General features: G+C 47.4%; 35 protein-coding genes. All 35 read right to left on the bottom strand.

Annotation, left to right across the window (positions count from 1 at the left end):
* The 35 genes from ligA to rpsS all read right to left on the bottom strand — a co-directional run bounded on the left by ligA (nucleotide 1) and on the right by rpsS (nucleotide 22,662).
* Complete coding sequence (gene ligA, locus HF864_RS06070) at nucleotides 1-2,046, bottom strand: NAD-dependent DNA ligase LigA (RefSeq protein ID WP_169462116.1); 2,046 nt, start codon at nucleotides 2,044-2,046, stop codon at nucleotides 1-3.
* Between the two features lie 14 nt (nucleotides 2,047-2,060).
* Nucleotides 2,061-4,301: a DNA helicase PcrA gene (gene pcrA / locus HF864_RS06065; protein ID WP_169462138.1), complete on the bottom strand. Its 2,241-nt coding sequence runs from the start codon at nucleotides 4,299-4,301 to the stop codon at nucleotides 2,061-2,063.
* Between the two features lie 130 nt (nucleotides 4,302-4,431).
* Nucleotides 4,432-5,601, bottom strand: a complete 1,170-nt coding sequence (locus tag HF864_RS06060) for an ATP-grasp domain-containing protein (RefSeq protein WP_169462115.1) — start codon at nucleotides 5,599-5,601, stop codon at nucleotides 4,432-4,434.
* 20 nt (nucleotides 5,602-5,621) lie between these two features.
* Nucleotides 5,622-6,194 carry a xanthine phosphoribosyltransferase gene (locus HF864_RS06055; RefSeq protein ID WP_169462114.1) on the bottom strand — a complete coding sequence of 191 codons (573 nt, stop codon included), beginning with the start codon at nucleotides 6,192-6,194 and terminating at the stop codon, nucleotides 5,622-5,624.
* Between the two features lie 18 nt (nucleotides 6,195-6,212).
* A complete protein-coding gene (locus tag HF864_RS06050) occupies nucleotides 6,213-6,836 on the bottom strand; it encodes a glycoside hydrolase family 73 protein (RefSeq protein ID WP_169462113.1) in 624 nt (207 codons plus the stop codon).
* 222 nt (nucleotides 6,837-7,058) lie between these two features.
* Nucleotides 7,059-7,454: a 30S ribosomal protein S9 gene (gene rpsI, locus HF864_RS06045; protein ID WP_006500590.1), complete on the bottom strand. Its 396-nt coding sequence runs from the start codon at nucleotides 7,452-7,454 to the stop codon at nucleotides 7,059-7,061.
* Between the two features lie 13 nt (nucleotides 7,455-7,467).
* Nucleotides 7,468-7,911 (bottom strand): 50S ribosomal protein L13, encoded by a 444-nt coding sequence (gene rplM / locus HF864_RS06040; RefSeq protein WP_033934638.1) that lies wholly within the window; start codon nucleotides 7,909-7,911, stop codon nucleotides 7,468-7,470.
* Between the two features lie 84 nt (nucleotides 7,912-7,995).
* Nucleotides 7,996-8,790 (bottom strand): tRNA pseudouridine(38-40) synthase TruA, encoded by a 795-nt coding sequence (gene truA, locus HF864_RS06035; RefSeq protein ID WP_074504976.1) that lies wholly within the window; start codon nucleotides 8,788-8,790, stop codon nucleotides 7,996-7,998.
* 31 nt (nucleotides 8,791-8,821) lie between these two features.
* Complete coding sequence (locus tag HF864_RS06030; RefSeq protein WP_074504975.1) at nucleotides 8,822-9,631, bottom strand: energy-coupling factor transporter transmembrane component T; 810 nt, start codon at nucleotides 9,629-9,631, stop codon at nucleotides 8,822-8,824.
* The gene (locus HF864_RS06025; protein WP_006500594.1) at nucleotides 9,624-10,499 is read right to left on the bottom strand and encodes an energy-coupling factor transporter ATPase; all 876 of its coding nucleotides are present in this window, start codon (nucleotides 10,497-10,499) and stop codon (nucleotides 9,624-9,626) included. Before HF864_RS06025 ends, HF864_RS06030 begins: the two co-directional genes overlap by 8 nt.
* Nucleotides 10,478-11,302, bottom strand: coding sequence for an energy-coupling factor transporter ATPase (locus HF864_RS06020; protein WP_039946062.1), 825 nt, complete (start codon nucleotides 11,300-11,302; stop codon nucleotides 10,478-10,480). Before HF864_RS06020 ends, HF864_RS06025 begins: the two co-directional genes overlap by 22 nt.
* A 214-nt stretch (nucleotides 11,303-11,516) precedes the next feature.
* Nucleotides 11,517-11,900, bottom strand: coding sequence for a 50S ribosomal protein L17 (gene rplQ / locus HF864_RS06015; RefSeq protein ID WP_033934643.1), 384 nt, complete (start codon nucleotides 11,898-11,900; stop codon nucleotides 11,517-11,519).
* A gap of 30 nt (nucleotides 11,901-11,930) precedes the next feature.
* On the bottom strand, nucleotides 11,931-12,875 hold the full coding sequence (locus HF864_RS06010; RefSeq protein WP_006500597.1) for a DNA-directed RNA polymerase subunit alpha: 945 nt from the start codon (nucleotides 12,873-12,875) through the stop codon (nucleotides 11,931-11,933).
* 82 nt (nucleotides 12,876-12,957) lie between these two features.
* Nucleotides 12,958-13,347 (bottom strand): 30S ribosomal protein S11, encoded by a 390-nt coding sequence (gene rpsK, locus HF864_RS06005; protein WP_006500598.1) that lies wholly within the window; start codon nucleotides 13,345-13,347, stop codon nucleotides 12,958-12,960.
* Between the two features lie 30 nt (nucleotides 13,348-13,377).
* Nucleotides 13,378-13,743, bottom strand: coding sequence for a 30S ribosomal protein S13 (gene rpsM, locus HF864_RS06000; protein WP_006500599.1), 366 nt, complete (start codon nucleotides 13,741-13,743; stop codon nucleotides 13,378-13,380).
* A 29-nt stretch (nucleotides 13,744-13,772) separates the two neighbouring features.
* Nucleotides 13,773-13,889, bottom strand: a complete 117-nt coding sequence (gene rpmJ, locus HF864_RS05995; RefSeq protein WP_006500600.1) for a 50S ribosomal protein L36 — start codon at nucleotides 13,887-13,889, stop codon at nucleotides 13,773-13,775.
* 39 nt (nucleotides 13,890-13,928) lie between these two features.
* Complete coding sequence (gene infA, locus HF864_RS05990) at nucleotides 13,929-14,147, bottom strand: translation initiation factor IF-1 (protein WP_006500601.1); 219 nt, start codon at nucleotides 14,145-14,147, stop codon at nucleotides 13,929-13,931.
* Nucleotides 14,148-14,284: 137 nt separating this feature from the next.
* Complete coding sequence (locus HF864_RS05985; protein ID WP_174435171.1) at nucleotides 14,285-14,935, bottom strand: adenylate kinase; 651 nt, start codon at nucleotides 14,933-14,935, stop codon at nucleotides 14,285-14,287.
* 28 nt (nucleotides 14,936-14,963) lie between these two features.
* Nucleotides 14,964-16,262: a preprotein translocase subunit SecY gene (secY, locus tag HF864_RS05980; protein WP_074504972.1), complete on the bottom strand. Its 1,299-nt coding sequence runs from the start codon at nucleotides 16,260-16,262 to the stop codon at nucleotides 14,964-14,966.
* Nucleotides 16,263-16,697 (bottom strand): 50S ribosomal protein L15, encoded by a 435-nt coding sequence (rplO, locus tag HF864_RS05975; RefSeq protein ID WP_006500604.1) that lies wholly within the window; start codon nucleotides 16,695-16,697, stop codon nucleotides 16,263-16,265.
* Between the two features lie 32 nt (nucleotides 16,698-16,729).
* On the bottom strand, nucleotides 16,730-16,912 hold the full coding sequence (gene rpmD / locus HF864_RS05970) for a 50S ribosomal protein L30 (RefSeq protein ID WP_006500605.1): 183 nt from the start codon (nucleotides 16,910-16,912) through the stop codon (nucleotides 16,730-16,732).
* Nucleotides 16,913-16,926: 14 nt separating this feature from the next.
* Nucleotides 16,927-17,436, bottom strand: coding sequence for a 30S ribosomal protein S5 (gene rpsE / locus HF864_RS05965; protein ID WP_006500606.1), 510 nt, complete (start codon nucleotides 17,434-17,436; stop codon nucleotides 16,927-16,929).
* Nucleotides 17,437-17,457: 21 nt separating this feature from the next.
* Nucleotides 17,458-17,823, bottom strand: a complete 366-nt coding sequence (rplR, locus tag HF864_RS05960; RefSeq protein ID WP_033934647.1) for a 50S ribosomal protein L18 — start codon at nucleotides 17,821-17,823, stop codon at nucleotides 17,458-17,460.
* A 56-nt stretch (nucleotides 17,824-17,879) separates the two neighbouring features.
* Nucleotides 17,880-18,416, bottom strand: coding sequence for a 50S ribosomal protein L6 (gene rplF / locus HF864_RS05955; RefSeq protein WP_006500608.1), 537 nt, complete (start codon nucleotides 18,414-18,416; stop codon nucleotides 17,880-17,882).
* 28 nt (nucleotides 18,417-18,444) lie between these two features.
* Nucleotides 18,445-18,843, bottom strand: a complete 399-nt coding sequence (gene rpsH, locus HF864_RS05950) for a 30S ribosomal protein S8 (protein WP_033934649.1) — start codon at nucleotides 18,841-18,843, stop codon at nucleotides 18,445-18,447.
* Between the two features lie 30 nt (nucleotides 18,844-18,873).
* Nucleotides 18,874-19,059: a type Z 30S ribosomal protein S14 gene (locus HF864_RS05945; protein ID WP_074504970.1), complete on the bottom strand. Its 186-nt coding sequence runs from the start codon at nucleotides 19,057-19,059 to the stop codon at nucleotides 18,874-18,876.
* 17 nt (nucleotides 19,060-19,076) lie between these two features.
* On the bottom strand, nucleotides 19,077-19,619 hold the full coding sequence (rplE, locus tag HF864_RS05940; protein ID WP_006500610.1) for a 50S ribosomal protein L5: 543 nt from the start codon (nucleotides 19,617-19,619) through the stop codon (nucleotides 19,077-19,079).
* Nucleotides 19,620-19,647: 28 nt separating this feature from the next.
* A complete protein-coding gene (gene rplX, locus HF864_RS05935) occupies nucleotides 19,648-19,956 on the bottom strand; it encodes a 50S ribosomal protein L24 (RefSeq protein WP_006500611.1) in 309 nt (102 codons plus the stop codon).
* A 31-nt stretch (nucleotides 19,957-19,987) separates the two neighbouring features.
* Nucleotides 19,988-20,356: a 50S ribosomal protein L14 gene (rplN, locus tag HF864_RS05930; protein ID WP_006500612.1), complete on the bottom strand. Its 369-nt coding sequence runs from the start codon at nucleotides 20,354-20,356 to the stop codon at nucleotides 19,988-19,990.
* Between the two features lie 66 nt (nucleotides 20,357-20,422).
* Nucleotides 20,423-20,683 (bottom strand): 30S ribosomal protein S17, encoded by a 261-nt coding sequence (gene rpsQ, locus HF864_RS05925; RefSeq protein ID WP_006500613.1) that lies wholly within the window; start codon nucleotides 20,681-20,683, stop codon nucleotides 20,423-20,425.
* 24 nt (nucleotides 20,684-20,707) lie between these two features.
* Nucleotides 20,708-20,914: a 50S ribosomal protein L29 gene (gene rpmC, locus HF864_RS05920; RefSeq protein WP_006500614.1), complete on the bottom strand. Its 207-nt coding sequence runs from the start codon at nucleotides 20,912-20,914 to the stop codon at nucleotides 20,708-20,710.
* The gene (gene rplP, locus HF864_RS05915; RefSeq protein ID WP_033934650.1) at nucleotides 20,904-21,335 is read right to left on the bottom strand and encodes a 50S ribosomal protein L16; all 432 of its coding nucleotides are present in this window, start codon (nucleotides 21,333-21,335) and stop codon (nucleotides 20,904-20,906) included. The genes rpmC and rplP overlap by 11 nt, the downstream gene beginning before the upstream one ends.
* 16 nt (nucleotides 21,336-21,351) lie before the next feature.
* Nucleotides 21,352-22,005 (bottom strand): 30S ribosomal protein S3, encoded by a 654-nt coding sequence (gene rpsC, locus HF864_RS05910; protein WP_169462112.1) that lies wholly within the window; start codon nucleotides 22,003-22,005, stop codon nucleotides 21,352-21,354.
* Between the two features lie 11 nt (nucleotides 22,006-22,016).
* A complete protein-coding gene (gene rplV, locus HF864_RS05905; RefSeq protein ID WP_006500617.1) occupies nucleotides 22,017-22,364 on the bottom strand; it encodes a 50S ribosomal protein L22 in 348 nt (115 codons plus the stop codon).
* A gap of 16 nt (nucleotides 22,365-22,380) precedes the next feature.
* Complete coding sequence (gene rpsS, locus HF864_RS05900) at nucleotides 22,381-22,662, bottom strand: 30S ribosomal protein S19 (RefSeq protein WP_033934651.1); 282 nt, start codon at nucleotides 22,660-22,662, stop codon at nucleotides 22,381-22,383.
* Between the last annotated feature and the right edge of the window lie 22 nt (nucleotides 22,663-22,684).

Below are 22,684 nucleotides of genomic sequence, written 5' to 3'. Positions count from 1 at the left end.
TTAGTCCTCCTTCATCGCCTGAGCAAACCGACTCTCATTCCAAACCTCAATTCCCAGATCCTGGGCTTTGGTGAGTTTAGAGCCAGCCTTTTCTCCAGCGATGACCAAATCTGTTTTTTTCGACACGCTGCCAGTTACGCTGGCACCGCGTTCTTCCAGCCATTGTTTGGCCTGATCGCGCGTCATCTCATTGAGCTTGCCCGTCAAGACCACGCGCTTACCCTGCCATTCTTTAGCAGCCGCGCTGTCTTGAGCAATTGGCGCCGGTCCATGGTATTCCATATTGACTCCAGCCGCTTGCAGCTCTTGAATCAATTCTTGCACCTGTTCATTGGCAAAGTAGTTTTTCAAGCTGTCGGCAATCGTTGGACCAATCGTGTTGATCTCGGCAATCGCTTCCTCATCAGCCGTCATTAATGCCGCTAAAGAGCCAAAATGCTGGGCCAGAATGCGAGCTGCCTTGGCACCGACATGGCGAATGCCCAAGCCAAACAATAGACGCTCAACAGAATTATTGCGACTGTTGGCAATCGATGTCAATAGGTTGTTAGCGGATTTAGGTCCAAATTTATCTAATGTTAATAATTGATCGTAAGTCAGACGATACAAATCGGCAACATCATGAACCAAATGACGATCCCAGAGCTGCTCAATCACTCTTGGTCCTAAATGATCAATATTCATGGCATTGCGCGAGGCAAAGTGAACCAGCCCCTCTTTAACCTGGGCCGGACACATTGGATTGATGCAACGCAGCGCGACCTCATCATCCAAATGTACCAGCTTGGCCTGGCAAACCGGACAATTCTGAGGAATTTCATAAGGCTTGCTGTCAGCAGGGCGCTTATCCAAGATCACGCGTGAAATCTCGGGAATAATGTCGCCGGCCTTGTGCAGCAATACCGTGTCACCTAGGCGAATATCCTTGTCTCTTAAGTAGTCGGGATTATGCAGCGAAGCTCGGCTAACCGTGGTCCCGGCCAATTGAACCGGATCCATGACCGCAGTCGGCGTGACGTTGCCGGTTCGACCAACCGTCCACTCGATGTCTCTGACTACGGTTGCCTGCTCTTCAGGTGGGAATTTATAGGCAATCTCCCAACGCGGTACTTTGACGGTCGCGCCCAGGGCCTCTTCAACGGCGAGATCGTTCACCTTTTCGACGATCCCGTCAATTCCATATGGCAGATCATCACGTTTGGCCGTGTATTCATCAATATAGGCTTTGATTTCTGCTTCATTATGCACGACGCGATTGAATTCATTGACATGAAATCCTAACTGCCGCATTTTGTCCAAAGCCTGGTCCTGAGTCTTAACGCCCAGCTTTTCATATTCTGGAATGTAATACATAAAAGTATCCAACTCACGCTTAGCTGTTACCTTGGCATCCAATTGCCGCAGACTGCCGGCCGCCGCGTTTCTTGGGTTGGCAAACGTTGGCAGTCCGTTAGCCTCACGTTCTTCGTTTAGCTTGGCAAACGCTGCTTTAGGCATGAAGCACTCGCCTCTAAATTCCAACGATAATGGCTCAGCCAGCTTTTGGGGAATCGACTTGATGGTCTTGACGTTTTCAGTGACGTCCTCGCCAATCGTACCGTTACCCCGCGTTGATCCTTGAATCAAGCGACCATTTTCATAGACCAGCGACAATGAGAGGCCATCAATCTTTAATTCCAGGTTATATTCAACATCACCGGTAAAATTAGGATTGTCTTGTTGGCGAGCATTAAAGTCCATCAGCTCTTCAACCGAAAAAACATCCCCCATCGAAAGCATTGGAATATCATGTTCAACTTTGGTCAGGTTCGTTTCCGTTTCGCCACCGACTTTTTGGGTGGGTGAATCTGGCGTTACCAGTTCAGGAAAACGCTGCTCAATCTCGACCAGGCGCTGATACTCACGGTCATACACATAGTCTTCAACGCTGGGAGCATCTTGCTCGTAGTATTCTTTTCCCCACTTGATCAAGCGCTCTTTTAGCGGACCAATCTCTTTGGTAGCTTCTTCTCGGGTCAGATTATTAACCGATTTTTCTTCTGTCATCGCGGGCCTCGCTTTTAATTAACCTTGGTAATTGGGGCAAACTGGGCCAACAGCCGCTTGACGCCCTCATTTGGAAAGGCAATGTCCAATTCCATATCGTTGCCTGAGCCATTGACGGAAACGACCATGCCTTGCCCCCACTTCTTATGCTGAACCTTATCGCCGACTTTCCAGGACTGCTTATCAGCACCAGTTCCCGTGCTCTCCTGCTTAGCCGAGTGGGTCAGACCATGAGCACGTCTTTGTGAAGCAAACGTAGTGGCCTGAGAGGCAGCTTTGGCAAATGGCGTATTCATTGCCTTGGCCTTACCGGAGCCGTCCGCATTTTCAAATTTGATCAGATCGTCATTAATCTCATCGACGAATTGGGAAGGCTGATTGCGCTGAACGCGGCCATAGAGCATCCGTGAATAGGCATTGGTCAGATACAGTTTGCGCTTGGCCCGCGTGATACCAACATAGGCCAGCCGTCGCTCTTCTTCCAGTTCCTTTTCATTACTCAAGGAGCGATAAAGCGGGAAGATTCCTTCTTCCATCCCAACCAAAAAGATCACCGGAAATTCCAGACCCTTGGCAGCATGCAGGGTCATCAAGGTTACCTTAGGCGCTTCTTCATCAACGTCATCCTGATCGGAAACCAGTGCCAGATCAGACAGGAAGTTCATGAGTTTTTGTCGATTGTCAACGTCATCTTCAGCATGTTTTTGATCGTATTCTTGGGTTACCGATTTGAACTCTTCAAGGTTTTCCTGACGTGACTGCGCCTGCAGATCGTTTTCGGCCTGTAACATCTGGAGATAACCGCTCTTGGTCAAAATCTCATCAGTCAGCTCAGTGATGGTCAGATAGTCGGCCTCTTTGGTCAGATCAGCCATCAAGCGACCAAAGTCTTCAATCTTAGCTCGAATTCGTGCACTGATTGCATTAGCCAGCGTAACGTTTTGAGCTGCTTCCAAAAGCGACCAGCCGTTTTCATTGGCAAACTGCCGCAGCTTGTCGACACTGCCCGGGCCGATGCCGCGTTTTGGCGTATTAACGACACGTTCAAAGCTCATCGCATCTCGTGGATTGACGATCAAAGTCAGATAGGCCAGAATATCACGAATTTCTTTACGATCATAGAATTTATGGCCACCGACCATCGTATATGGTACGGTCGACTTCATAAACGTTTCTTCGATCATCCGTGACTGTGCATTGGTTCGATACAAAACGGCAAAGTCATTATAATGATAGCCATGTTCGCGCATCTCGGCCTGGATCTTGCTGACAACAAACTGTGACTCATCATGCTCGTTTTGTGCTCGGTAATAAGAAATCTTTTCACCAGTACCGTTTTCGGTCCACAGGTTCTTTTCTTTACGCACCAGGTTATTGGCGATTACTTCGTTGGCCGCCTTTAAAATTGTCTGTGTCGAGCGGTAATTTTGCTCCAGCATGACTGTATGTGCTTCTGGATAGTCACGCTCAAAATTAAGAATATTGTTCATATTGGCGCCTCGCCAGCCATAGATTGACTGATCAGCATCGCCAACCACACAGAGATTCTTATATTTAGCAGCTAAAAGCGTGACCAGCTGATACTGGGCATCGTTGGTATCTTGATACTCATCAACGTGAATGTAGTGGAACTTGTTTTGGTAGTATTCCAGAGTCTCCGAATCTTTTTTAAACAGCTCGATGGTCTTCATGATCAGATCGTCAAAGTCTAAGGCCTGGCTGTTTTCAAGCTCTTTTTGATAAAGCACGTAAGCCTTGGCGACGATCTGATTGAGCGGATTATTGGCATGACTATTGAGCTCAGCATAGTCTTCGGCCGTCTGCATCGCATTTTTAGCATTTGAGATGGCACTTAAAATCGCCCGTGGATCATACTTTTTGGTGTCCACGTTCAATTCGCTGCAGATGCGCTTCATCAAAGTACGCTGCTCACTGGTATCGGCAATCGTAAAGGCTCGGTTGTAGCCCAGCTTGTCGATGTCACGACGCAGAATACGGACACACAGCGCGTGGAAAGTTGATACCCAAATGTCGCGAGCACTTTCTCCCAACAATTTACCGACCCGCTCTTGCATTTCACGTGCGGCTTTGTTGGTAAAGGTAATGGCTAGAATATTCCAAGGGTTGACCCCCTGTTCTTCAATCAAGTACGCCACTCGATGCGTCAGCACCCGAGTTTTACCCGAACCAGCCCCAGCCATGACCAAAAGTGGCCCTTCCGTAGTCAAGACGGCCTCTGCCTGCTTATCATTCATTCCTTGCAGTAATTGACTTGTCACGCCTTATTTCCATCCTCTCTTAAAATTATCGCGGATTCCATTATAGCAAATTTCGTTTGGTAAATAAAAAACGAGCAACGACCACTCGACGCTGCTCGCAGAAAATCTATTGCTGATCAGACGTTAGATCCGCATTAACCGGCTGCTTATTTTTCCAGACCTCGGTATCTTCAATCTGATGCTGCAGCTCTTCCAGACTTGGCTTGCCAACCACCCAGACAAATCCGGCTATGGCTTGAGGATCATCTTTTACCTCACTGAAGAACTGGTAATGCCAATTGCCTTTTAACAGCCATTGTCGCTGTAGTGCAGGACGCTGAGCAACCCGCGCCAACATCATGACTGCCGGCTGCAGCATCTGGACATCAAACAAAGGCATACCCGCAATTGCCCGCAAAAGCTGCTCAGATTGCGAAACATTGGCGCCATAATCAAAGACGTTGCCATAAATCGACAAACCCGGCTCAATGCCATGCACGTACAGATTACCGGTTGCCGTAACATAGAAATCAACTCTAAAGACACCACGATACTGGAGATTTTCGGCCACACTGGTAACGATGCGTTCCATTTCCCGGGAAATGTCAGCATTCAGATTGGCTGGGGCCTTAACACCCATTAATTTTTCATCAGCGTTGAGCATCAATTCAACCGCAGGAAATACTTGAGTGTCTTGACCATCAGTGGCTGCCAGCATTGTGTATTCAGCCGTGTGATCAATCCATGATTCCAAAAGATAGGTTCCGGCATTGATAAAGTCAGCTGCCCGCGTAATATCGGACTGCTTGGTGATTTTCATTGAATGCTCGCCAATGCCGCGCTGGATCGGCTTTAAAATCGCTGGATAGCCAATTGAATCAATTGATTGATAGACGTCATCCAGACTGATTACCGTAACGTATGGTGCCACATTAACATTGATCTGATCCAAGAAGGCCCGCTCCATCAAACGATCCTGGACGATTTCTAAAGCGTTGATCCCTTGCGGCAGATAAACACTGCGACTCAGATAGCGCAGCACGCTGGAGTCGATCAAGTCGTTGGCATAGATGACAGCATCACAAGTCTGAGCAAACATTGTCAGCTTTTCTTGATTATTGTAGGCCCCGCTGATAGTAAAATCTGCCTGCTTGGTCAAACTTGGCTTTGAACGATCGACATAGACGCCAACATTGAAGCCAGCCCGCTTGGCAGCAGTAATCAGGGTGCTGCCGTTGCGGTTCAAGCCGATAATGCCCAGCGTTGATCCTGGATATAAAGTATTTGTACTGCTCATCAGCCCACCCCCATTAGTATTTAATCTTCAAATTCAGCCTTGCCATTGGCCAACGAGCTGACCTTGGCCAATGATTCGATTCTAAGGCCCTGTTCACGAAGCTTTTGGCCACCCGGCTGGAAGGTCTTTTCAATCACGATTCCGGCACCAGCAACCTCAACACCGGCTGCTTGTGCAATCTGCAGCATGCCTTCCAGTGCCTGACCATTTGCTAAAAAGTCGTCAATCAACAAAACCTTGTCATCAGGACTGACGTATTTTTTAGAGATTGAAATCTGATTGGTAGTCTGCTTGGTGTAAGAATAAACGCTAGCCGTGTACAGGTCGTCTTTTAAGGTCAGACTCTTGTGTTTGCGCGCAAAAATCACCGGTACATTCATTGCCAGCCCCGTCATAACGGCTGGGGCGATGCCTGATGACTCTACCGTCCAGATCTTGGTGATACCTGCATCAGCAAAAAGCTTGGCAAATTCTTCACCCATGTGCTTCATCAGAACCGGGGCAACTTGATGATTCAAGAAAGCATCCACCTTTAAGACGTTACCGGGCAGAACCGTACCATATTCCTCAATTTTTTCCTGAAGTTCTTTCATGAGATTCTCCTTAACAGCTTATTTATCATAATTGTACAACTTGTAGGTCTGAATTACTGAGATTAATTTCTGTGCATAATCCGGATCTGTTGCATAATGAGCTTCTTGGAGCGCCTTGGCTGCCTCTTTGTAGTCTGTGGCCTGGGTAACTGCCTGATAGTTTTGACTGTTGTAGTCCGTTCCGTTGATCATCAGCTTGGTATGATCCTTAATTGACTCGCTCCAGCTGGAATAGACCTTAAAGCGTCCCTTAGTGGTAATCCACTTGCCATTGACATATTCCTTAGTCGTCAAAACCTGTGAGTCCTTGCCCGTTCCTTTAATGCCAAACAGATTATGATACTTGGCTGCCAGCTTGCTGCTGCCCCAGTCTGACTCAAGAATGGCCTGGGCAATCGTAATCGATGCCGGAACGTTGTATTTCTTTTGCATAGCCTGGGCTTCGGGTGCAACCTGCTTGATAAAGAGACGCTTGGCATTTTGCTGTTGCTCAATGATTTGCTGTTGCTGATAACGTTGGTAGAAATGATGACCGACATAGACGCCCAAAAAGACGACCATGATCGTTAGAATACCAATCAGCCAGCGATGCTGATAAAGCTTTTTGGAGTGCCGAGTCTTAGCGCGGCGTTTCTTTGCCACAGATGATTCCCCCTGTTTTTATCTCGTATTTTTAAAGTTCTATTCTGCATTTTACCAGACTAAAATCATTAAAAAAACCGCGAAACGACAAATTTGCAAAAATATAAAAAAAGCACCAGCTGGATGCTGATGCTTGATTTTTTGGATCGCAAATGATTAGTTAACCGCCTGCAATCGCACCAAATCTCAAAAGTGTTGATATTAAGCCACGAAGGCAAAATATTAACGCTTGGAGAATTGTGAAGCCTTACGAGCCTTCTTCAGACCTGGCTTCTTCCGTTCCTTCATCCGAGGGTCACGAGTCAACAGACCGGCCTTCTTCAGAGCATCCCGGAAATCTGGGTCGACGCTCAGCAGGGCACGAGCAATCCCGTGACGAACTGCGCCGGCTTGACCAGAGAAGCCACCACCGCGAACGTTGACCAGAACGTCGTATTGACCTTCCGTCTTCGTTGCAGCAAATGGTTGGTTGACGATAGCACGCAGGTTGGCAAACGGAATGTATTCTTCGATTGCCTTGCCGTTCATCGTAATGTTACCAGAACCTGGTACCAGACGAACCCGTGCGGTAGCATCCTTGCGGCGACCAGTACCACTGTATTGAACTTGTTGAGCCAATTCCGTTCCCTCCTTAGATTAAGTTCGTGATGTCAAGCACTTCTGGTTGTTGAGCAGCGTGCTTGTGATCTTCACCAGCATAAACATGCAGCTTCATGCCCATCTTGCGACCAAGAGGGGTGTGTGGCAGCATGCCCTTGATGGAATCTTCCACCAGCTTTTCTGGTTCGTTGGCGCGACGTTCGCCCGCCGTCTTTTGCTTCAGACCACCAGGGTAGTCAGAGTGACGGTAGTAGATCTTGTCAGCGGCCTTCTTACCAGTCAACTTAACTTCGGCAGCGTTGATAACGATGACATTGTCACCAGTGTCAACGTGTGGGGTGTAGGTTGGCTTGTTCTTGCCCTTCAGAACAGAAGCAACAACGGATGCCAGACGACCCAGGGAGATACCCTTGGCGTCGACAATGTACCATTTGCGGTCAACTTCACCAGGTTTTGCCATGTATGTCGTTCTCACGATTAAGTCCTCCAATTTTTGTCTTTCTTTTACAAATAATTGTGTACCGAGTAATTAGATGGAAAAGAAATACCATTCGTTATTTTACTTGATAGATGCAGATTCGTCAATGGTTTTGTTAGCTTGATCACCATAATCAACACTGACCAGATAAAGACCACTGGCTGGTGCCGTCATGCGTGCTTGATTGCGATCCTTAGCAGCCAGCACGCGCGGCACATCGTCAACTGGCCGCTGATTGCTGCCGATCTCTAATAAAAAGGCCACCATAATGCGAACCTGATTATATAAAAAGCCATTGCCGACAAAATCAAAAATGATTTCATTATTGGCCTCGTCACGATGCACATCAGCCTGATAGATCGTTCTGACGTTACTCAGCGCTTGACTGCCAGATGCGACGAAGCTGGTAAAGTCATGTTCCCCCACTAGATCCTGAGCTGCCTGCTGCATTTTAGCCACATCTACTGGATACTTAAAATGCGCGGTATAGTTACGCTTAAATGGATTAACGAAATCACTTTGATCAACGCGGTAACGGTAGTGCTTGGAATGGGCATTAAAGCGCGCGTGAAAGTCAGGGCTGACCAGTTCGGCTTTTTTGACAATGATATCCAAGGGTAAAAGGCTATTTAATGCTTTACGCATCGAATCATTGCCCAATTTATATGGACAATCAAAGTGTGCAACCTGATTGAGCGCATGCACTCCTGCATCCGTCCGTCCAGAACCGATAACCGATAGCGGCGGGTTGGGATTCTTGGCAATCTTATTGACGGCATTTTTCAAGGTCTGCTCAACCGTCCGCTTATTTGGCTGAATCTGAAAGCCTGAAAAATTGGTACCATCATAGGCAAAAGTTATTTTGTAGCGATACACTTTATCGTTTTCCTTTCAATCAAAACATCATTCATACTGGCAAAAAACGTGTGACCAGCAGAATCAAAGTCGCAACGGCTAAGCTAACCATGGCTGTCGTGTCGTTATGGTGCCAGTGCAAGACACGATACTTGGTTCGCGGTGCATCCGGATCATAACCACGTGCCTCCATCGCCGTTGCCAACTCCTCAGCACGCTTAAATGAGCCCACAAACAGGGGAATCAAAAGCGGTTCTAAGCGCTTGGCTCGCTCAATCAAACTGCCCTCATCAAAATTAACGCCCCGTGATCTCTGCGCATTCATTACCTTGGTCGTTTCATCCATAATCGTCGGAATAAAACGCAGTACAATCATCAGCATGACCGCAATTTGATTAACCGGCACGTGTAAATAGCGTAGCGGATTCATAAAGGCCTCCATGGCTGCTGCCAGCTGCAGCGTTGGCGTAGTGGCCGTTAATACGGTTGAGATGGTGATGATCAAAATGAACCGCGCCAAGATAATGGCCGATTGATAAAAGCCACCACTGGTAATTGCCAGCCAGCCCCATTGCCAATAGACGTGCCCACCACTGCTAAACAGCAGCTGGATCGCCACGGTAAACAAGATGATCCAAAATAATGGTTTGATGCCACGCCAATACAGCTTTAACGGCAGCCGACTCAATGCAATCAGCATCCCTAATACGACAAAAAGCCAAAGATATCCCAGCCAATTATTGGCCAAAAAGACGATCACGACATACCAAAAACAGCTAAACAGCTTAACGCGCGGATCCAGTTGATGCAGCCAGGAGCTTCCTGGCACGTAGGCACCTAGTATTACCTTGGCATTACCCATTTGCTCGTCCTCCTTGCTTAAGATGGTCAGCAAGTTGATCAGCCAGCTGCTCAATGGTCAACGGTACCTCATCGGTCAATTTTAGGCCATGTACTACCAGCTGATTGGCAAAATCAACGCTTGCTGGCGGCAAAATCCCAGCCTCTTTAAGCAGATCCGGCTTGCCGAACAATTCATGCGGTGTCATAAATGCTGTCCGCTGACCTTGCTTCATAACCAAAACGTGATCGGCATAGCGAGCAGCCTGTTCCATTTGATGCGTAATCATCAAAATCGTAGTACCCTTTTGATGCAATTGATTGACTAAGTTCAAAAGATCCTCACTTGCCTGGGGATCCAGTCCAGCAGTCGGTTCATCTAAAATTAAAACACGCGGGTGCATGGCTAAGACGCCAGCAATCGCGACCCGCCGCATTTGGCCGCCAGAAAGCTCAAATGGCGAGCGATCATTAATATCTTCCGGCAGCTTTAATGATCGCAAAGCCGTCAATGCCTGCTCTTTAGCCTGCTCTAGTGAGACACCCATATTAAGTGGTCCAAACATCACGTCTTTTAAAACCGTCTCAGCAAACAGCTGACTTTCTGGAAACTGAAAAACATAGCCAACTCCTTTGCGTAGCTTAGCTAATGTCTTTTTGTCAGCATGACTGTCGATAGTAACCTCACCAACACGCAAGCTGCCATGAGTCGGTACCAGCAGCCCATCCAACATAGCCATCAAAGTTGACTTGCCACTACCGGTATGACCAACGATAGCCGTAAAACTGCCCGACTCAAGCTTAAGTGAAAAATCTTTGACTGCCAACGTGGCCATGGGCGTGTCTGCTTGGTAAGCATAGTTGACGTTTAAGAATTCAATTGCTGACATAGCCACTCCACCATCCGTTCTGAATCTAGATATTGTGTTGGAACGCTGATCCCCCGCTCCTTTAGCTGCAGCTGCAAACGTTGGGCAAATGGCAGCGCCAGATGCATTTGGGCCAGTTTAGCCGGTTCTTTGAGTAATTCAGCCGTTGCTCCTTGCATGGCGACCTTGCCATGATCCAGCACCACTGCATAATCACTCATCGAAAGCTCAACCGGATCATGCGTAATTGAGATGACGGTCATATCGTGCTGAATGATCAACTGTTTTAAAAGCGTCAGCAGCTCATGACGTCCCTTAGGATCCAGCATACTGGTTGCCTCGTCTAAGATGATCACACGCGGACCAATTGCTAAAATACCGGCCAGGGCCACCCGTTGTTTTTGCCCACCTGAAAGCAGTGAAGGTTCACTGTCAGCAAAATCTTGCATGCCGACTGCCTTTAAAGCCTCATCAATTCGCTGCTGCATCTGATCATGCGGTACTTGATGATTTTCCAGACCAAAGGCAACATCATCGGCAACCGTGGTTCCTACAAACTGATTGTCAGGATTTTGAAACACCAAACCAATCTGTTGACGCAACTGCTGCAAATGTGCCTCGTCAACTGGCAGATCATCAATTGTGATTGTGCCGCTGCTTGGTATCAAAAGCCCGTCAATCAATCGGGCCAAGGTACTCTTGCCACTACCGTTATGACCAATTACCGCAGTCCATTTTTTCATCGGCAGCTGCATGGATACATCATCTAGTGCCGGTTGTGCATGATCGGGGTATTTAAACGAAAGGTGTTGAATATCAATCAATCACGTCACCCATTTCTTTTTAAACTTATCCTATTATTTTAACAGTGGAGCGGAAAAAATAAAGATATACAAAAAAATCACTTACAACTGGGGTGCACGAAAGACTTTACGTCCCCGCATTCGAGCTAGACTAGGAATTGCGATTCCACCATCGTAGCGCTCTATACCACCAGCTGTAGTGATTCTTTATTACGTATTGAATTGACGAAAATGATTAGTCGACAAATTCCAGAACAACCATTTGTGCGCCGTCACCACGACGAGGCATGGTCTTCAGAATCCGCGTGTAACCACCTTTACGGTCGGCAAACTTTGGTGCCAGCTCTTCAAACAGGTATTGCAGAGCTGATTGTACGCGAACGTTGTCGCCATCTTCCTTAACGTCAGCAACGACATTGCGCAGGAAAGCAGCTGCTTGACGACGAGAAGCCAAGTCGCCACGCTTTGCCAGCGTAATCATCTTGTCAGCAGTCTTGCGAACTTCCTTAGCGCGAGCTTCAGTAGTCTTGATGCTGCCGTTGACGATCAGGTCAGTGGTCAAATCACGTAATAAAGCCTTACGTTGTGAACTAGTACGTCCTAATTTACGGTAACTCATGAAGTGGTTCCCTCCTTTTAATTGTTTTAATTAGTCTTCTTGGCGGAAGCCTACGCCCAAGTCGGCCAGCTTCAGCTTGATTTCTTCTAAGGACTTTTGACCCAGGTTGCGAACCTTCATCATATCAGCTTCAGTCCGTTCAGTCAGGTCCTTAACAGTTTGAATATCAGCACGCTTCAAGCAGTTGTAAGAACGAACCGACAGATCCAGTTCTTCAATCGTCTTGTCGAGTACCTTTTCTTGGTGAGTTTCTTCGCGTTCAACCATCACTTTGGCATCTTTTGCTTCTTCAGTCAGGTTGACAAACATCTCCAAGTGTTCAGTCAAGATCTTGGCAGCAAGACTAATAGCAGCCGTTGGGGTCAATGAACCATCCGTCCAGACATCCAACGTCAACTTGTCAAAGTCGTTGCTTTGGCCGACCCGCGTGTTTTCTACGGTGTAGTTGACCCGTTCGATAGGGGTGTAGATGGAGTCAATTGGCAAAGTCCCAATTTCAAGACCGCTCAAACGCAGCTTGTTTTGATCGGCTGGTACATAGCCACGACCCTTATCAGCCGTCATCATGATGTGCAGTTCAGCTCCATCAGCGACCGTTGCAATATGCAAGTCAGGGTTCAAGATCGTAACGTCGCCATCACCTTGGATGTCACCGGCAGTTACTTCTGCAGGACCCTTGACATCCAATTCCAAATCCTTGGCATCTTCAGATTCAATCTTCAAAGAAACCTTCTTGAGATTCAAGATGATCTGCGTAACGTCTTCTGTAACGCCTTGAACGGTACTGAACTCATGAAGCACACCGTCGATTTGGATACTGGTAATTGCGGCACCTGGCAGAGAAGCCATCATTACACGACGAAGAGAATTCCCCAGAGTGGTCCCGTAGCCACGCTCCAGTGGTTCGACAACAAACTTACCGTAGTTGTCAGTTTCTTCGACTTTGTGAATGTTTGGTTTTTCAAATTCGATCATTCTACTCTGTTTCCCCTTTCAAAACGTGGTCCGTAGATTGTTTAAAAGCACCTGGCCAATGATAATTTCGCCGTTGATGCGATTAGACACGACGACGCTTTGGAGGACGAGAACCATTGTGTGGCACTGGAGTTACGTCCCGGATGGCAGTAACTTCAAGACCAGTTGCTTGCAGAGCACGGATAGCTGATTCACGACCCGAACCAGGGCCCTTAACTTCAACTTCAACCGTCTTCATACCGTGTTCCATTGCTTGCTTGGCAGCAGCTTCAGAAGCCATTTGAGCAGCAAATGGAGTAGACTTACGAGAGCCCTTGAAGCCCAGCACACCGGCTGAGGACCAAGCAACGGCATTGCCTTGCACATCAGTGATCATGATCAACGTGTTGTTGAAAGTTGAGTGAATGTGTGCAACACCAGTTTCAACATTCTTTTTTGCACGACGCTTGCGTGAACCTTTTTTGGTTGCCATAAAACTAACTAACCTCCTTTATAGTATTGATTACTTCTTCTTGTTGGCGATAGCGACAGCCTTGCCCTTGCGAGTCCGTGCGTTGTTCTTAGTGTGTTGACCACGAACTGGCAGACCACGACGGTGACGCATGCCACGGTAAGAGCCGATTTCTTGCAGACGCTTGATGTTCAGGGAAACTTCACGACGAAGGTCACCTTCAACCTTAAGTTGGTCTACTTGACCACGGATCTTTTCTTCTTGTTCTGGCGTCAGGTCCTTGACACGAATGTCTTCAGAAACACCGGCAGCAGCCAGAACCTTCTTAGCAGTCGTGTTACCAATACCATAAATGTAAGTTAAGCCGATTACGATTCGCTTGTCACGAGGTAAGTCGACACCTGCGATACGAGCCATTGAGTTACACCTCCAATTCTAAAATATAATTACTTGCCTTGGCGTTGCTTGTGCTTTGGGTTAGGGCAAATTACCATAACCCGACCATTACGCTTGACGATCTTGCACTTTTCGCACATCCGCTTTACTGATGGTCGTACTTTCATTGTAAATAATCCTCCTAAAAATGATTTTAGACTAAAGACTTATTTGAAGCGGAAAGTAATCCGGCCTTTGGTCAGATCATATGGAGACATTTCAACCTTGACGCGGTCACCAGGCAGAATCTTGATGTAGTGCATCCGGATTTTGCCAGAAACGTGTGCCAGGATCTCAACCCCATTTTCCAATTCAACTTTAAACATTGCGTTAGGCAGGGTTTCGGTAACCTTACCTTCGACTTCGATAACATCGGCCTTTGCCACTGAACGGTTCCTCCTTGCCGGTAAAATTACGTAAAAACGGTGGAAAGCGGCGTACGCCCTCCACTGCAAGCTAGATAAACCTTGCGTAGTATACCACAGAGCAGGCGATTACGCAAGGATTCAACTAACAATGAGTCTTAAAGGCTAGTCAGAACTTCCTTAACGGCTTGATAAACCTTATCGATGTCTTGTTCGCCATCGATCTCATGGAGAATCCCCATTTGCTTGTAAAAGTCGATCAGTGGCGTGTTCAGTTTAATGTTGACGTCTAACCGGTTCTTAACGGTTGCGGGCTTATCATCATCACGTTGGTAGAAGTCGTGGGAACCACAGACATCGCAAGTACCTTCAACCTTTGGTGGGTTGGAAAGCGTGTTGTAGGTTGTGCCACACTTCCGGCAGATGATCCGGCTGCTCAGACGCTTAACCAGCACTTCAGGGTTAACATCAATGTCGATTACAGCATCCAACTTACGGCCATCATCAGCCAACATTTTGTTGAGGGCTTCGGCTTGTGCCAGATTGCGAGGAAAACCATCCAACATGAAACCGTGCTTGGTGTCATCTTGAGCCAAACGTTCCTTCACAATGCCGTTCGTAACTTCGTCAGGAACTAATTCGCCTTTATCGATATATTTCTTGGCTTCCAGACCCATTGGCGTTTCGTTCTTGATTGCTGCCCGGAAGATATCCCCAGTTGAGATGTGTGGGATATCAAAGTCCTTGACGATTTCTTGGGCTTGCGTACCTTTACCGGCACCAGGCAGACCCATTAAAACGAGGTTCATCGTACTCATTTGCCAATTCCTCCTATATTTATTCGCGGATAAATCCAATATACTCACGTTTCATCGTTAAACTGCGCATCTGCCGCACAACGTCCAGAGCAATCTGAACGACGATCAACAAACTGGTGCCGCCTAAGCCAATTGATTGACTCAGGTTCCAGATGTTGCTTGCCAGCAGTGGGATCAATGAGATCAATCCCAAGAATAACGATCCAACCGTTGACAAACGCATCAACAGTCCTGATACAAAGTCCTGTGTGCCTTTGCCTGGCCAAACGCCAGAGATGTAGCTGCCTTGCTTTTGCAAGTTTTCCGCGAGTTTTTCTGGATTAACTTGAACAAAGGCGTAGAAAAAGGTAAATACAACAATCAAAAATACATACAGCGCAATGCCTGGACCAGACTGCATATTAAAAATCGTTGTCATAACCTGATACCAGGTATCTTGACTATGATTTTGCTGAAAGGCCATTAAGATCGTTTGCGGCGTTGAGATAAACGAGCCGGCAAAGATCACTGGAATCACCCCGGAAACGTTGATCTTCAATGGAAGATAACTATTCGACGGCGAAGTAGTTGTTCGCCGCGTGTATTGAATCGGCAAGCGCCGTTCAGCCTGCTGGAACCAGGTAACGAACGTCACAATTGCCAGAATCGCTACAACCACTAGGGCAATAAAGCCAATTCCCATCCAGAGGCTTGCGCCGGATTCACCAGTGATTTGATCATTCCATAACTGTTTGATCCCGTTTGGCATTTCGGCGATGATCCCAGCAAAGATCAGCATTGAGACACCGTTACCAAGACCACGTTCGGTAATCATGTCCCCTAGCCAAGTAGCAAACATAGTACCTGCAGTTAAGATCAGACCAATCGTGATGTAGGTTTCCACCCCCGGATTGTTAACCAGTTTAACTGTACTTAATGCATTGAAGCCCGCGGTAATCCCAATCGACTGGATAAATCCAAGCACGATTGTAAGCCACCGCGTAGCTTGATTAAGCTTCCGTCGACCAACTTCCCCCTGTTTGCTCCATTCAACAAACTTAGGCACAATGTCCATCTGAAGAAGTTGAACCACGATTTGAGCCGTGATGTACGGGGAAACCCCCATCGCAAATAATGAGTAGTTATCCAAACCGCCACCACTGAAAGTGTTCAAAATAGATGCCAAACCGGTACTGGAAATCTGCTCTAAAGCCGCAGCATTCACACCGGGTACCGTGATTGAGGCACCTAACCGGTAAACAATCAGTACAAACAAGGTGAATAGGATCTTCTTACGAATATCCTTAACCTTGAATGCATTTTTGACGGTTGTGAACAATTACATCACCTCAGTTTTACCACCGGCAGCTTCGATAGCCTTGACAGCTGAAGCAGAAAACTTGTTGGCTTTAACGGTCAGCTTCTTGGTCAACTTACCATTGCCCAGAATCTTAACACCGCTCTTAACGTTCTTGATCACGCCGTTTTCCAGCAGAACTGCTGGCGTAACTTCGGCACCATCGTCAAAACGGTTCAGCGTCGTCAGGTTTACGATAGCGTATTCCTTACGGTTGATGTTGCTGAAACCACGCTTTGGCATTTGACGGTACAGAGGCATTTGGCCCCCTTCAAAGCCCAGACGAGTCTTACCATGAGCCTTTTGACCCTTAGTACCACGACCAGAAGTAAAACCGTGACCAGATGACAGACCACGACCCTTACGCAGACGCTTGAAACGGGAACCAGCAGCTGGCTTCAATTCGTTTAATTTCATTAGGTAGGCACCTCCTTATTGTAGATTTTTAATTACTTGACTTCTTCGATGGAAACCAAGTGAGCAACCTTAAAGATTGCACCACGCGTTGCCGCGTTGTCTGGCAGGACATTGGAGCTGCCGATCTTGCCCAGACCCAATGCCTTAACCGTACGACGTTGAGTTGGCTTACGGTGGGCAACACTGTGGATCAAAGTAACTTTAACTTTAGCCATGATCTATGTCCTCCTTATTCTGCCAGGTGATCAACGGAGACGCCACGAAGTTGAGAAACTTCTTCGGCACTCTTCAGAGCCTTCAGACCTTCAAACGTTGCACGAACAACGTTGATTGGCGTGTTGGAGCCCAAACGCTTGGAAGTAACGTCGGCAACGCCGGCCAGTTCCATAACGTTACGAACCGCACCACCGGCAGCAACCCCGGAACCTTCAACGGCTGGCTTGAGCATGATCTTGCCACCGCCGTAAGTACCGATAACTTCGTGAGGAATGGTCGTACCAACGATTGGAACTTCAATCAGGTTCTTTTGAGCAGCAGCTGAAGCCTTACGGATAGCTTCTGGAACTTCTTGAGCCTTACCAGTACCAAAACCAACGTGACCCTTCTTGTCGCCGACAATTACCAAAGCGGCAAAGCGCAGACGACGACCACCCTTAACAACCTTGGTAACCCGGTTGATCGAAACGACTTGATCTTCCAGATCCAGCTTGGATGGGTCAATGTAAGATTGTGATGCCATACAGGTTATTCCTCCTTTTTCTTAGAATTGCAGACCGTTTTCACGAGCTGCTTCAGCCAGGGCTTGTACACGACCATGGTACAGGTAGCCACCACGGTCAAAAACAACGCTGCTGATGTTCTTTTCTACACCGCGCTTAGCGATCAGAGCACCAACGCCGGCAGCTTGTTCCGTCTTAGTGTTGCCACTGACTTCACTGTCGAGAGTTGAGGCACTTGCGAGCGTCACACCCTTTACGTCATCAATCAATTGAGCGTAAATGTTTTTGTTGGAACGGTAAACACTTAAACGTGGGCGCTCTGCAGTACCAGAGATCTTGCCGCGAACGCGCATGTGACGGCGTTGACGGATCTTGTTCTTATCTGGTTTAGAAATCACAACTGTCACCTCTTGATTCTTATAATTTTAGTTTTAATTTATTCTACAGCTAGGCTGCTAGACGATTATTTACCAGTCTTACCTTCCTTACGCAGGATGTATTCATCCTCGTAACGAATACCCTTACCTTTGTAAGGTTCTGGTGAACGAACGGCACGAACTTCGGCAGCAAATTGGCCAACGTGTTCTTTGTTGATACCGCTGATTTCAATCGTCGTGTTGTCTGGAACGTTAACTTCCAGATCTTCTGGCTTGTCCATTTCAACTGGGTTGGAGTAACCAACAGTCAGGATCAGCTTGCTACCCTTAGCTTGAGCACGGTAACCAACACCGACCAGCTTCAGAGTCTTCTTAAATCCGTTGACAACACCTTCAATCATGTTGTTAACGTTGGCACGCGTAGTACCGTGGACCATCTTGGCCTTCTTATCGTCGTTTTCCCGTTCAAACGTTACTTCACTGTCGGTAACGTTCATCTTGATCAGTGGGGAGATTTCGCGACTCAGAGTACCCTTAGGACCCTTAACAGTTACGACGTTGCCTGATTGAGAAACCTCTACGCCTTGTGGCAGTTCGATTGCCTTGTAACCAATACGACTCATGTGTACACCTCCGATCTTATTTTATTTATTACCAAATGTAGGCGATAACTTCGCCACCGATTTTCTTGGCACGAGCAACCTTGTCAGTCACAACCCCTTCAGAAGTTGAGATGATGGCAATACCCAAACCATTGAGAACCTTTGGCACAGCGTCGGCCTTAACGTAAGAACGCAGACCAGGCTTTGAAATCCGCTTCAGACCAGAAATGACACGTTCGCCATCCTTGCCGTACTTCAGGAATACGCGGATGATGCCTTGCTTGTTGTCTTCAACGTATTCAACATCGCGAATGAAACCTTCTTGCTTCAAGATTTCAGCGATGTCCTTCTTCATCTTTGATGCAGGTACTTCTACAGAATCGTGGTGTGCCATGTTGGCATTGCGAATCCGAGTCAGAAAATCTGCAATTGGATCACTCATAGACATCGATATTTTCCTCCTTTGTCGGTGATTTGTTTACCAGCTAGCCTTCTTCATACCAGGAATTTGTCCTTCATGGGCAAGTTGACGCAAGCAAATCCGGCATAGGTGGAACTTACGGTAAACGGAGTGCGGACGGCCACAACGAACACAGCGCGTGTAGGCACGCGTGGAGTACTTGGCTGGGCGGTTGCACTTAGCGATCATTGATTTTTTAGCCAATTTGTGGACCTCCTTAATTACTTAGCGAATGGCATGCCCATTTGAGCAAGCAATTCATGACCTTCTTCATCAGAGTTGGCAGTCGTAACGATAACAATATCCAGACCGCGAACGTGGTTAACCTTGTCGTAGTCGATTTCTGGGAAGATCAATTGTTCGCGAACACCCAGCGTGTAGTTACCGTGACCATCAAATGACTTGTTTGATACACCGTGGAAGTCACGAACACGTGGCAGTGAAACATTGATCAGCTTGTCCAGGAAGTCGTACATACGAGTGCCACGCAGCGTAACCTTGGCACCGATGGACATTCCTTCACGCAGACGGAAGCCGGCGATGGACTTCTTTGCCTTGGTGATCAGTGGCTTTTGACCAGCAATCAGACCCAGTTCTTCAACGGCTTCATCCAACAGCTTGGAGTTTTGGGTAGCGTCACCGACACCCATGTTCAGAACGATCTTGTCGATCTTAGGAACAGCCATTACAGAAGTGTAGTTGAACTTGTCAGTCAATGCTGGACGTACTTCACTTTCGTACTTTGCTTTTAAACGGTTTTCCATGAGCAATAATTCCTCCTTTCCCTAATTTTTAGTCGATCGTCTTGCCAGACTTCTTGGCAACACGAACTTTTTTGCCGTCAACGACCTTGAAACCAACACGAGTAGGTTCGTTGGTAGATGGGTCAATCAGCATAACGTTAGATGCTTGGATTGGTGCTTCTGCATCAATAATCCCACCGTTTGGGTTAGCGTTGTTTGGCTTTTGATGTTTCTTGATTTGGTTAACGCCTTCAACGATCACACGGTTTTCCTTGACCAGGACCTTCTTGATGGTACCTTCCTTGCCCTTGTCCTTACCGGCGATGACGCGAACCTTGTCACCTGTCTTTAAAAACATGTGGTGTGCACCTCCTTATTTTCGGTTAATCTTACAGAACTTCTGGAGCCAGGGAGATGATCTTCATGAAGTCATCGTCACGCAGCTCACGAGCGATTGGGCCAAAAATACGGGTACCCTTAGGGCTCTTGTCGTTGTTGATCAGGACAGCAGCGTTTTCGTCAAACTTGATGTATGAACCGTCCTTACGGTGCAGACCATGCTTAGTCCGTACAACGACGGCCTTTACAACGTCACCCTTTTTGACAACGCCACCTGGTGTTGCTTGTTTTACAGTAGCGACAATAATGTCACCAATATTACCGGTCTTAACACGGGAACCACCCAAGATCTTGATAACCAAGATTTCGCGGGCACCTGAGTTGTCAGCGACCTTCAACCGACTTTCCTGTTGAATCACTGTTAGTGTCCTCCTTCCATCAGTAAGTAAGAATAATTAAGAATACGAAATCATCACAAAGCGGGATTAATCAGCTTTCTTAACGATCTTAACCAGACGGAAACGCTTCTTAGCAGACAGAGGCCGAGTTTCCATGATTTCAACCGTATCGCCGGACTTTGCTTCGTTGTTTTCATCGTGAGCGTAGTACTTCTTTGAGTACCGTACACGCTTGCCGTAAACTGGGGCACTCTTGTAAGTGTCGATTACGACAGTGATGGTCTTGTCCATCTTGTCGGAAACAACGCGGCCTTGGTAGACCTTACGTGCATTACGTTCATCACTCATGCGCTAATCCTCCTTTTCGTATTCTTATTTGTTTAATTCTTGTTGACGAAGAACTGTCTTAACCCGTGCAATGTTCTTGCGAACGCTCTTAAGGCTTGCAGTGTTTTCCAACTGGCCGGTTGCTAATTGGAAACGTAAGTTAAACAATTGTTCCTTCAATTCCTTTTCACGGTCAAGCAATTGCTCAGTGGTTAATCCATTCAGTTCTTGAACATAATCTTTAGTCTTCATTAGATTGTCCACCTTCCTCACGCTTTACGATCTTAGTGCGAACTGGCATCTTGCTGCCGGCCAAGCGCAGGGCTTCGCGGGCAACGTCTTCAGGCACGCCGGCAACCTCGTACAGAATCTTGCCGCGCTTAACTGGGGCTACCCAGCCTTCAGGAGCACCCTTACCATTACCCATCCGGACACCAACACCTTTGCTAGTGTAGGAAAGGTGAGGGAAAATCTTGATCCAAACCTTACCACCACGCTTCATGTGACGCGTAATAGCAATACGGCCGGCTTCAATTTGACGGTTGGAGATCCAGTGGGAATCCAGAGCCTTCAGACCAAATTCACCAAACGTTACGTTCTTGCCACCCTTGGCTTCACCACGCATGTGGCCACGTTGAACCTTGCGGTGCTTTACTCGCTTAGGTACTAGCATGTTTTATTTCCCCTCCTTACTTAGTGTTTTTGTTTGCTTGCTTCTCTGGCAAAACTTCGCCACGGTAGATCCAGGTCTTGATACCCAGCGCACCGTACGTAGTCCGTGCTTCATCCCATGAGTAGTCGATGTCGGCACGCAGAGTGTGCAGTGGAACAGTGCCTTCGGAGTATGATTCGATCCGAGACATGTCGGCACCATTCAAACGACCAGCAACTTGAATCTTGATACCCTTTGCGCCGGCACGCATAGCACGTTGGATGGCACCACGCATAGCACGACGGAAGGCAACACGAGCTTCAAGCTGTTCTGCGACGCTTACGCCAACCAGGTGTGCGTCCAGGTCTGGCTTCTTGATTTCAACCACGTTGATGTGGACGCGCTTGCCAGTCAAGGCGTTAAGTTCCTTGCGGAGTGCTTCAACTTCAGAACCACCCTTACCGATAACCATACCTGGCTTGGCAGTGTGAATTGATACGTTTACGCGGTTAGCAGCACGTTCAATTTCGATAGTTGAAACAGAGGCGTCAGCAAGTCGCTTTTCAATGTACTTACGGATCCGAAGGTCTTCGCCCAGGTAAGCAGCGTAGTCTTTTTCTGCGTACCACTTAGCAGTCCAGTCGCGAATGACCCCAACACGGAAACCATTAGGATTAATCTTTTGACCCACTATTATCCCTCCTACTTTTCAGTTACAACAACCGTAATGTGGCTGGTCCGCTTGTTGATTGGAGAAGCTGAACCTTTGGCACGTGGACGGAACCGCTTCAGGGTTGGTCCTTCGTTTGCAAAGGCTTCGCTAACTACCAATGAAGCCCGATCCAAGTCAAAGTTGTTTTCGGCGTTAGCAACTGCAGATTTCAATACTTTTTCGACGTCTGAAGCAGCACCATTTGGAGTGAACTTCAGAATAGCAAATGCTTCGGCAACGCTCTTGTTGCGAATGGTGTCAAGAACCAGACGAACCTTGCGAGCGGAAACCCGGACCATCTTGGCCGTTGCCTTAGCTGACGTAATGTTTTCAGCCATTGATCAAATTTCCTCCTTACTTCTTGCCCGTCTTCTTGTCATCACCGGCGTGACCACGGAAAGTCCGCGTTGGTACGAATTCACCCAGCTTGTGGCCTACCATGTCTTCTTGTACGTAAACTGGTACGTGCTTGCGACCATCGTAAACGGCGAAAGTGTAACCAATGAAGCTTGGGTAAATCGTGGAACGGCGTGACCAGGTCTTAATAACCGTCTTCTTTTCGTTATCCTTTTGTGCGTCAACCTTCTTCAACAAAGAAGCGTCGGCGAAAGGTCCCTTCTTTAAACTACGACCCATTGTTGTACCTCCTCTCGGGTAA

The sequence above is a fragment of the Lactobacillus sp. MRS-253-APC-2B genome, from assembly GCF_012843675.1.
GTDB classification, from domain to species: domain Bacteria; phylum Bacillota; class Bacilli; order Lactobacillales; family Lactobacillaceae; genus Limosilactobacillus; species Limosilactobacillus pulli.
The sequence above is the reverse complement of the archived record's forward strand: the minus strand, read 5'-3'. Positions and strand labels throughout refer to the sequence as shown.

Bases quoted from the DNA above. Each gene is read 5' to 3' on its own strand.
- rplF (WP_006500608.1), bottom strand. From the start codon at position 18,416: ATGAGTCGTATTGGTTACAAGGCAATCGAACTGCCACAAGGCGTAGAG.
- rplO (WP_006500604.1), bottom strand. From the start codon at position 16,697: ATGAAATTAAACGAATTGAAGCCAGCTGCTGGTTCCCGTTTCAAGCGT.
- HF864_RS06025 (WP_006500594.1), bottom strand. From the start codon at position 10,499: ATGTCAGCAATTGAATTCTTAAACGTCAACTATGCTTACCAAGCAGAC.
- HF864_RS06030 (WP_074504975.1), bottom strand. From the start codon at position 9,631: ATGGGTAATGCCAAGGTAATACTAGGTGCCTACGTGCCAGGAAGCTCC.
- rplV (WP_006500617.1), bottom strand. From the start codon at position 22,364: ATGGCTGAAAACATTACGTCAGCTAAGGCAACGGCCAAGATGGTCCGG.
- ligA (WP_169462116.1), bottom strand. From the start codon at position 2,046: ATGACAGAAGAAAAATCGGTTAATAATCTGACCCGAGAAGAAGCTACC.
- rpmJ (WP_006500600.1), bottom strand. From the start codon at position 13,889: ATGAAAGTACGACCATCAGTAAAGCGGATGTGCGAAAAGTGCAAGATC.
- rplP (WP_033934650.1), bottom strand. From the start codon at position 21,335: ATGCTAGTACCTAAGCGAGTAAAGCACCGCAAGGTTCAACGTGGCCAC.
- HF864_RS05985 (WP_174435171.1), bottom strand. From the start codon at position 14,935: ATGAACCTCGTTTTAATGGGTCTGCCTGGTGCCGGTAAAGGTACGCAA.
- rplQ (WP_033934643.1), bottom strand. From the start codon at position 11,900: ATGAGTTACCGTAAATTAGGACGTACTAGTTCACAACGTAAGGCTTTA.
- HF864_RS06060 (WP_169462115.1), bottom strand. From the start codon at position 5,601: ATGAGCAGTACAAATACTTTATATCCAGGATCAACGCTGGGCATTATC.
- rpsQ (WP_006500613.1), bottom strand. From the start codon at position 20,683: ATGAGTGATGAACGTAATGCACGTAAGGTCTACCAAGGCCGCGTTGTT.
- rpsH (WP_033934649.1), bottom strand. From the start codon at position 18,843: ATGTCTATGAGTGATCCAATTGCAGATTTTCTGACTCGGATTCGCAAT.
- rplX (WP_006500611.1), bottom strand. From the start codon at position 19,956: ATGTTTTTAAAGACAGGTGACAAGGTTCGCGTCATCGCCGGTAAGGAC.
- rplE (WP_006500610.1), bottom strand. From the start codon at position 19,619: ATGGAAAACCGTTTAAAAGCAAAGTACGAAAGTGAAGTACGTCCAGCA.
- pcrA (WP_169462138.1), bottom strand. From the start codon at position 4,301: ATGAATGATAAGCAGGCAGAGGCCGTCTTGACTACGGAAGGGCCACTT.
- HF864_RS06010 (WP_006500597.1), bottom strand. From the start codon at position 12,875: ATGATCGAATTTGAAAAACCAAACATTCACAAAGTCGAAGAAACTGAC.
- rpsS (WP_033934651.1), bottom strand. From the start codon at position 22,662: ATGGGTCGTAGTTTAAAGAAGGGACCTTTCGCCGACGCTTCTTTGTTG.
- rpmD (WP_006500605.1), bottom strand. From the start codon at position 16,912: ATGGCTAAAGTTAAAGTTACTTTGATCCACAGTGTTGCCCACCGTAAG.
- rpsK (WP_006500598.1), bottom strand. From the start codon at position 13,347: ATGGCAACCAAAAAAGGTTCACGCAAGCGTCGTGCAAAAAAGAATGTT.
- rpsM (WP_006500599.1), bottom strand. From the start codon at position 13,743: ATGGCTCGTATCGCAGGTGTCGACTTACCTCGTGACAAGCGAATCGTA.
- HF864_RS06055 (WP_169462114.1), bottom strand. From the start codon at position 6,194: ATGAAAGAACTTCAGGAAAAAATTGAGGAATATGGTACGGTTCTGCCC.
- rpmC (WP_006500614.1), bottom strand. From the start codon at position 20,914: ATGAAGACTAAAGATTATGTTCAAGAACTGAATGGATTAACCACTGAG.
- rpsE (WP_006500606.1), bottom strand. From the start codon at position 17,436: ATGGCATCACAATCTTACATTGACCCATCCAAGCTGGATCTGGAAGAT.